General features: G+C 58.3%; 7 protein-coding genes and 1 tRNA gene. 2 read left to right on the forward strand and 6 right to left on the reverse strand.

Annotation, left to right across the window (positions count from 1 at the left end):
• Positions 1–3: 3 nt before the first annotated feature.
• Positions 4–76 (forward strand) — tRNA-Ala (locus tag Q2B33_RS22175).
• A gap of 59 nt (positions 77–135) precedes the next feature.
• On the opposite strand, the gene Q2B33_RS22180 is transcribed toward Q2B33_RS22175, so the two are convergent.
• The 4 genes from Q2B33_RS22180 to Q2B33_RS22195 form a co-directional block, all read right to left on the reverse strand.
• On the reverse strand, positions 136–1,746 hold the full coding sequence (locus Q2B33_RS22180; protein ID WP_300571602.1) for a class I SAM-dependent RNA methyltransferase: 1,611 nt from the start codon (positions 1,744–1,746) through the stop codon (positions 136–138).
• Positions 1,747–1,750: 4 nt separating this feature from the next.
• Complete coding sequence (locus tag Q2B33_RS22185; RefSeq protein ID WP_300571604.1) at positions 1,751–2,029, reverse strand: hypothetical protein; 279 nt, start codon at positions 2,027–2,029, stop codon at positions 1,751–1,753.
• 163 nt (positions 2,030–2,192) lie between these two features.
• Positions 2,193–4,580, reverse strand: a complete 2,388-nt coding sequence (locus tag Q2B33_RS22190) for an ATP-dependent helicase (protein WP_300571606.1) — start codon at positions 4,578–4,580, stop codon at positions 2,193–2,195.
• 120 nt (positions 4,581–4,700) lie between these two features.
• Positions 4,701–6,065 (reverse strand): SPFH domain-containing protein, encoded by a 1,365-nt coding sequence (locus tag Q2B33_RS22195; RefSeq protein WP_300571608.1) that lies wholly within the window; start codon positions 6,063–6,065, stop codon positions 4,701–4,703.
• Between the two features lie 203 nt (positions 6,066–6,268).
• Here Q2B33_RS22195 and Q2B33_RS22200 point away from each other — a divergent pair, with 203 nt between their 5' ends.
• Positions 6,269–6,757 carry a helix-turn-helix transcriptional regulator gene (locus Q2B33_RS22200; protein ID WP_296473102.1) on the forward strand — a complete coding sequence of 163 codons (489 nt, stop codon included), beginning with the start codon at positions 6,269–6,271 and terminating at the stop codon, positions 6,755–6,757.
• A gap of 105 nt (positions 6,758–6,862) precedes the next feature.
• On the opposite strand, the gene Q2B33_RS22205 is transcribed toward Q2B33_RS22200, so the two are convergent.
• The gene (locus tag Q2B33_RS22205) at positions 6,863–7,294 is read right to left on the reverse strand and encodes an ABC transporter substrate-binding protein (protein WP_330684845.1); all 432 of its coding nucleotides are present in this window, start codon (positions 7,292–7,294) and stop codon (positions 6,863–6,865) included.
• Between the two features lie 101 nt (positions 7,295–7,395).
• A partial coding sequence (locus tag Q2B33_RS22210; protein WP_300792107.1) for an SPOR domain-containing protein occupies positions 7,396–7,676 on the reverse strand: 281 nt, incomplete at its 5' end.

Consider the following 7,676-nt stretch of genomic DNA (forward strand, 5'->3'; position numbering starts at 1 on the left):
CATGGGGCATTAGCGCAGTTGGGAGCGCGCAACATTCGCATTGTTGAGGCCGTGGGTTCGAATCCCATATGCTCCATGCGCAAACAGCGGAATCCTGTGAGATGTGGGATTCCGCTGTTTTTATCATCCTTTCAGCTATGGCTGACGCTCCATGCCCTCCGCTTCCCCTCCTGCGGATTCCTTCCGCCTGGCCAGAAGCGCGACCACCTCTACATTCCCCGTCCACGGGAACTGATCCACCGCCACTGCCCGCTCCACCACATACCCACGCTCCAGGAACACCCCCAGGTCCCGCACCAGGCTGGTGGGCTTGCAGGATATGTATACAATCCTCTCCACACCGTAAGCAATGATTTTCCCCAGGGCCTTCGGGTGAATCCCGTCCCGGGGCGGATCCAGGATGATGAAATCAGGCTTCTCCGGAATCTCGTCCAGCGCCTTCAGCACGTCCCCGGCAATGAACTCGCAGTTCCTAAGCCCGTTCATCTCCGCGTTCTTCCGGGCTGCCTGCACGGCCTCCTCCACGATCTCCACGCCAATCACCCTGCCTGCCGCCGGGGCCATCATCTGCGCGATCGTCCCCGTACCGCTGTAAAGGTCGTACACCACCTTGTCCGGCGCCCCCTCCGGAGCGCCGCTGCCCAGCTCCCCGATATAAGACCGGGCCGTCTCGTAGAGCACCTCCGCGCCGTAGGAGTTGGTCTGGAAGAACGAAAAAACGGATACTTTAAATCGGAGCCCTAAAAGCTCCTCATAAAAATAGTCCTGTCCGTAGAGGATGTCCGTGCGGTCGCTGCGCACCACATCCGCCTGGGAGTCGTTGACGATATGGAGGATTCCCGCGAACTTCCCCTCCAGGCCGCCATTGCGTTCCAGGCCCAGCAGCTTTTCCAGGAAGCCCTCCATCAGCTGCCGCTCCGCTTCCCCGCATCCCTCTCCCCCGGCTTCTTTCTGCAGCGGCATAGCTTCCGCTTCCCCCGGAACGCCTGCCACGGATTCCGCCCGGCCTGCGGCTCTTTCGCCGTTCCCCGCCGCGGATCCCTCCGGGGCCCCACAGTCCCCCCAAGGGCTCTGAGAGGTAGTCACCAGCGCCACCAGGATCCCCCCTGTCCGGGAGGCCTTGCGCACCAGCAGATGCCTCAGATACCCCTCATGGCGCATCCTGTGGAAATAAGTCACCCTCCGCGGAGCCGGATATCCCGCGAAGTATTCCAGCGCCGTCTTCAATATCAGCCGGAAATCCCCGTCCACGATCCGGCAGTCCTCCACGGTCACCACATCATAGAAGCTGCCGCGCTTGTGCATCCCCAGGGTCAGCGGGCCGTCCTTTTCCTCATCCCCGAAGGAGAATTCCATCTTGTTGCGATACCCGCAGGCCACAGGGCTTGCCTTGATGCCCTCCCACTGCCATCCGCTCTCCTGCCGCTCCAGGCAGGCATCCAGCAGACGCTTCACCTGTCCCTCCTTGACCCTGAGCTGCTCCTCATAGGGCAGGGACAGATACGCACAGCCGCCGCATAAGCCAAAATGGGAACACGGACTGGCTGTCTCCAGAGGCGACTTCTCCATCACCTCCAGCAGACGGCCCTCCGCCTTCCCGTTTCTCACTTTGCTGACAATGAGCTTGATCTTCTGGCCGGGCAGGCTGTTCTTGACGGTGACGGGGCCCTCCTGGGTACTGGCAATGCCCTTGCACGGAAAATCCACCCGCTCCACCGTTGCTTCATATACCTGTCCTTTTTTCATCTGCTCAGTTCTCTCCCTCGTCTACGAAGAAGTCTTCGTCGTCTTCCGCTTCCTCGTCGTCCTCTTCATCCTCGAACTCGTCTTCGAACTCATCCTCGAAGTCATCCAGATAGCGGGGATTCAAGTAGCGGTAGACCGCGTAGGCGATACCGGCCACTGCCGCGATGGCGCCCAGCACTGCCAGGACGCATATCACCATGTTCCACTCCTTCTTCTCCTCTTCCTTCTTTCCAAGCAGTTCATTCAGCCTGGCGATATCAATCAAATTCTCAAGCTTGTTCATAAGATTACCTCCGTCTCGGCAGATTGACTGCCCTTTATTTTCTATTGCCCAGGACCTGTCATAGAAACCGCTTCGCATTTTCTGTTATCTGGAACCTGTCATGGAAACTGCTCCGCATTTTCTACTACCCAAAACCTATTATATCATATTCCTTGGAAAAATACTATAACCTTTTCAATTTTGCGAAAGAAGCGTACATGATTTTCTGCCCGGCCTTGTCGAACTCTACTGTCACCTTGTAGTCCCTGGGCTCCCTGTCGATTTTCAGCACGCTCCCTTCCCCGTACTTTACATGGGACACCCGGTCTCCCACCCCATAGGAAAGCGCCTCCGGGGCCTGATGGATTCCCTTTGATATGCCCGCCAACTGGTTCAGGCTGCCGATTCCCTTTGCGATATAGGGCTTATCCGCCTTGGGCGTGGTCTTGGGACGTATGATGGCCTTGGGACGACCAAAGGTGGCCTGGGAGCCCCCGGCGCTGCCGCCATTCCCGACTCCTGTGGCACCGACGCTCTGGGCCCGCTCTCTGCTCCGCTCCAGGAAGGCGTCCTCATCCGGAATCACGAAAGCGTCCGCCTCTTCCTTCTGCTTCTGGATCCGGCGCCTGGGCCCGGCCCCATTGCTGTCCAGAAGCTCCGGAGGAATCTCCCCCACGAAGCGGCTCACCCCATTGTACTGGGTCTCCCCCCGGACCATACGCATCCTGGCGCAGGTCAATGTCAGCTCGTCCATGGCCCTGGTGATGCCCACATAGGCCAGCCGCCGCTCCTCCTCCAGGTCCGTGGGATCCTCGGAATTGATGGTCAGATATCCCGGGAACAGACCGTCCTCCATCCCCGCCAGGTACACATTGGGGAATTCCAGCCCCTTGGCGGAGTGCAGGGTCATCAGCAGCACCCTGTCGTCATTCCCGTCCACATTGTCGATGTCCGCCACCAGGGCCACCTCCTCCAGAAACTCCGTCAGCGTGGGCTCCTCATGGCTCTCCGTGTAAATCACCGCCTTTGAGATCAGTTCGTCCACATTGGCTATCCTGTCATCGCCGCCCTCATCGTCGTAGTCCGCGAGATACCCCGCGTAATCAATCTTCTCCACGATGGCCTGTATCAGCTCCGCGATGGTCTTCTCCTCCCGCTCCCTGCGCAGCCCCTGAATCAGGCTCACGAAGGGGCGTATCTTGGCGGAGGCCTTGCCCAGGCTCATGATTTCGTCCGCCTGCTCCAGGGCCTGGTAGAACCCGATGCCGTGGAGCTGGGCATAGTCCTCCAGCTTCTCCAAAGTGGCGTTGCCGATGCCCCGCCTGGGCACGTTGAGGACGCGTCTGACGGCCACCTCGTCCCGGCCGCTCTCTATGGTCTTCAGATAGGCCAGGATGTCCTTTATCTCCATTCTGGAATAGAAGTTCGTACCTCCTACCACATTATATGGCACGCCCTCCATGATCATACGCTCCTCCAGGAGACGGGCCTGGGCGTTGGTGCGGTAGAGCACCGCGCAGTCCCTGTACTTGGCGCCCTGCTCCGCCACCCGCCTGGTCACTTCCCGGGCGATGAACTCCGCCTCCTCGTAAGCCGTGTCGAACTGCCGCAAGCGCACTTTGGCCCCGCCCTCCCTGGCGGTCCACAGGGCCTTGGCCTTTCTGCCCACATTGTTGCCGATTACGGCATTGGCGGCATCCAGGATGGACTGGGTGGAACGGTAGTTCTGCTCCAGCTTGATGGTCACCGCCTCCGGGAAATGCTCCTCGAAGTCCAGGATGTTGCGGATATTGGCCCCGCGGAACTTGTAGATGCTCTGGTCGTCGTCCCCCACCACGCACAGGTTCCGGTATTTTTTCGCCAATGCCCCCACCAGCTCGAACTGCGCCGTGTTGGTGTCCTGGTACTCGTCCACCATGATGTACTGGAACCGCTCCTGATAGGAGTCCAGCACCTCCGGGCAGCTCTTGAACAGCTCCACCGTCTTCACGATGATGTCGTCAAAGTCCAGCGCATTGTTGGCCTGCAGGGTCTCCTGGTACTCCCTGTAGGCCTTTGCGTAGATCTTCTTCATATAATCATAGTCCCCGGCGGCCTCCAGCTCGTACTGGCTCACGCTCACCAGCTCGTTCTTGGCCGAGGAGACCGCACTGAGCAGCGCCCGCTCCTTGTACATCTTCGGATCCAGTTCCAGCCGCTTGATGACCGCCTTCATCACTGTCTTCTGGTCGTCGCTGTCGTAGATGGTGAAGCTGTTGTCATAGCCCAGCCTGTCGATATGGCGGCGTAGGATCCGCACGCAGGCGGAGTGGAAGGTGGAGACCCATATCTGGTCCGCGCCGAAGCCCACCAGCTTGTCCACCCTCTCCCGCATCTCCCCCGCCGCCTTGTTGGTGAAGGTGATCGCCAGGATGTTCCAGGGCTTTACGCCCATTTCTTCTATTAAATAGGCGATTCTGTGGGTCAGCACCCTCGTCTTGCCGCTGCCCGCCCCCGCTATCACCAGAAGCGGCCCGTCCACCGTGGACGCCGCCTGCCTCTGCTCCTTGTTCAGTGTATCCAGTAAACCCATTTTCACTCCCTCATTTCCATTCCACACAGGAATTCCCAATCCGCCATCGCCGCTTCCCCATGGCAAAAAGGAACGCCGCTTGTTCAAGGCAGCGTTCCCGAAGTAAGCTTCCGCTAACTTTTATAGCCTGTCATTCTCGTTGAACACATCTCCGCATTCCGGGCAGAATTTCGGCGGATGCACAGGGTCTTCGGGCTCCCATCCGCATTTGTCGCACCGGTAGAGCGGCGCGCCCTCCGGCTTCTTCGCACCGCAATCGGTGCAGAACTTCCCCTGGTTCACCGCACCGCAGCTACAGGTCCACCCTGCCTCCGTGGGCTTGGGGCTGCCGCATTCCATACAGAACTTGCCGCGGTTGTCCCCATGGCCGCATTTGCAGGTCCAGCCCGGCACCGGCGCCCCGCTTCCCCCGCGCCCGGCGGCAGGGTTCGCCGCCTGACTTCCGGCCGCCTGGTTCTGGGCTGTCTGGTTCTGGGCCGCTCCCATGGCGAACAGGGAGGAAGCGTCCATGCCTCCGGCCGCATTTGCCATGTTCATATTGGCGAAGGCCATCATGGGCCCGGTGGCCGTGTTGGAAGCCGCCGCCCGCATGGCGTCCGCCTGGGCTCCCACCAGCGTGGCAGCCGCCATGTTGGGATTGCGCATCACCGCGCTGCTCTGGAGGTCGCTGATCCGTTTCGCCGTCTCCTCCGGCATGGAGGGCGGGTTCATGGTCATGCTCACCACCACGATGCCCCGGGTCTTCTCCCATTTCACCGACAGTTGGGCGTTCACCGCGTCCACCAGCTCCATCACATGGCTGGGGATGTCGGACACCCTTACCCGCAGGCTGCTGACCTTGCCCAGGGCAGGCTGCATGGCAGTCATCAGCTCGGACTTCATCTGGTTCTGGATTTCGCTGCGGCTGTATACATCGGGCACGTTCCCGCATACATTCTGATAAAAAAGCAGGGGATCCACGATCCGGAAGGAATAGGAGCCGTTGCAGCGGATGGTCACGTCCATGTCCAGGCCGATGTTGTCATCTATGTAGCGGAAGGGGATGGGCGTGGCCGTGCCGTAGCGGTTGTCCATGATCTCCTTGGTATTGAAGAAATAGACCCTCTGGTCCTTGCCCGCGCCTCCGCCGAAGCTGAAGCGCCTACCGATTGCCTGGAAGGTGCCCTTTAAGTTCTCCCCCAGGTCTCCGTAGAACAGGCTGGGCTCCGTGGAATTGTCATAGACGAACTCCCCGGCCTCCGCGCAGAACTCCGCTATGCCTCCCTGCTCTACGATCATCATGCACTGCCCCTCGTTGACGGCGATGATGGAGCCGTTGGAGATGATGTTGTCCCCTCCCTTGTTGCTGTTCCGGCCTCCGCTCTGGCGCTTCCTGCCCTTGGCCGCCAATATGTCATTGGAGAGGGAATCACAGTAGAAATACTCCCTCCACTGATCCGCCAGCATGGAGCTGACGGCATCTTTTGCCGCTTTTATCAAGCCCATTGTCTCATCCTCCGCTTCCGTTTTATTTTGGTATTTTCCCTCAGGAATCCGATTCTTTATCCATTCTATCAAATTTTTCCCATTCTCTCAACCGCTTTCGAGAAATAATCTTTACAAACAGAAGATTTTCGAATAAACTAAAGGAATATACCTGTCATACGGTTATCATAATCATACTATACAATAGAAAGAAGAGATCTGATATGGGCAAAAAAGCTACGAAAGCCGCCGATAACATGTATTACCTGGCACGTTCCCAGGCTGCGGAGGAGAATCCGGACTTCTCCAGCCGGGAGAAGGCTGCCGAAATCATAGGCATAGACCGCACCAGGCTGGCCCGCATCGAGCTGGACACCATCTCCCCCTACCCGGAGGAGGTAAAGGCCATGGCGGAGGCCTACAACACGCCGGAGCTGTGCAATTCCTACTGCGCCAGGGAATGCCCCATCGGCCGCAACAGCGTGTCGGAGGTCACGATTGACGACTTTGACAGGTTGGCGCTGAAGGTCCTGGGCTCCCTGAAGGACATCGATGCCCTGCGGGCCTCCCTGATTGCCATCTCCGAGGACGGTGTCATCGAGGAGAACGAGCGCCCCGCCTTCCAGAAAATACTGGACTCCCTCCAGAAGATCAGCAACAACGCCAATGCCCTTCGCATCTGGGCCATGAAGAACATCCGCCTGAAGCAGTAGAGCATGGCGGTTCGGTTCCGTAGATTTCCGCCGCCTGTTTAAAAAGGAACGTCTCTCCGCATTATTTTATACGGAAAGGCATTCCTTATATTTTTATGCCCTGTGCTATTCCGCCGCCTTTTTGGCAAAATCCTTCGTCACCAGGTCTTCGTAAGGCACCTGCTTCTCCAGTACGCCCGCGTCCTGTAGGATGTTCTGGAGCAGCGAGAAGGCGTCCTCCTCAAAAACCAGATTCTCCTTCCAGGTATCCTGCCGATAGTATCTGTCCACGATGGTGGTCAGGGTCTCCATGTCCGTCTCTGGGAACTGGGGCGAGATGGCCTTTGCGATCTCCTCAGGCGAATGGTCCTGCACGTAATCCATGCCTTTCTGCAGTGCGTCCGTGAAGGCCTGCACCGTATCTTTGTTCTTCTCCAGGTAGCTCTTCTTGGCGGAGAAGGATGTATAGGGCACATAGCCGGAGTCCTCCCCCAGAGATGCGACTACATAGCCTTCGCCCTTCTGCTCCAGGGAGGTGGCGTGAGGCTCGAATTCCACAGTATTTTATATGTTACTACACCCCCTGTTAAGTAGATCTTTCGACAAGGCGGCAGAACGAGTGCCGTCTTTCCTTATTATATAGTTATGTGCTCTTGGCTTCAGGCATTGACGATAATTGCATCAAATCCGGCGGCCTTAAGCTTAGTCAAAGCGGCATCTGCATTGCCCTTGACGGAGTAGGCGCCTACCTGTACCCGATATAGCCGTTTTGCGTCACCAGTGGGAGTCTCTTCCCCAGAAGCTGCTGCCTCCTGATTGGCATCCGGTTCCTCATCTGCAGTTATCCGCTGTCCAGTGATGCCAAAGACGATAGCCTCGGCCATTTTCTGGCAGTCGTAGAGCTGCACGTCGTCGCGGTCATCCACAAAGCAGCATTCAA

This window comes from uncultured Acetatifactor sp. (genome assembly GCF_948601915.1).
GTDB lineage: Bacteria > Bacillota > Clostridia > Lachnospirales > Lachnospiraceae > Acetatifactor.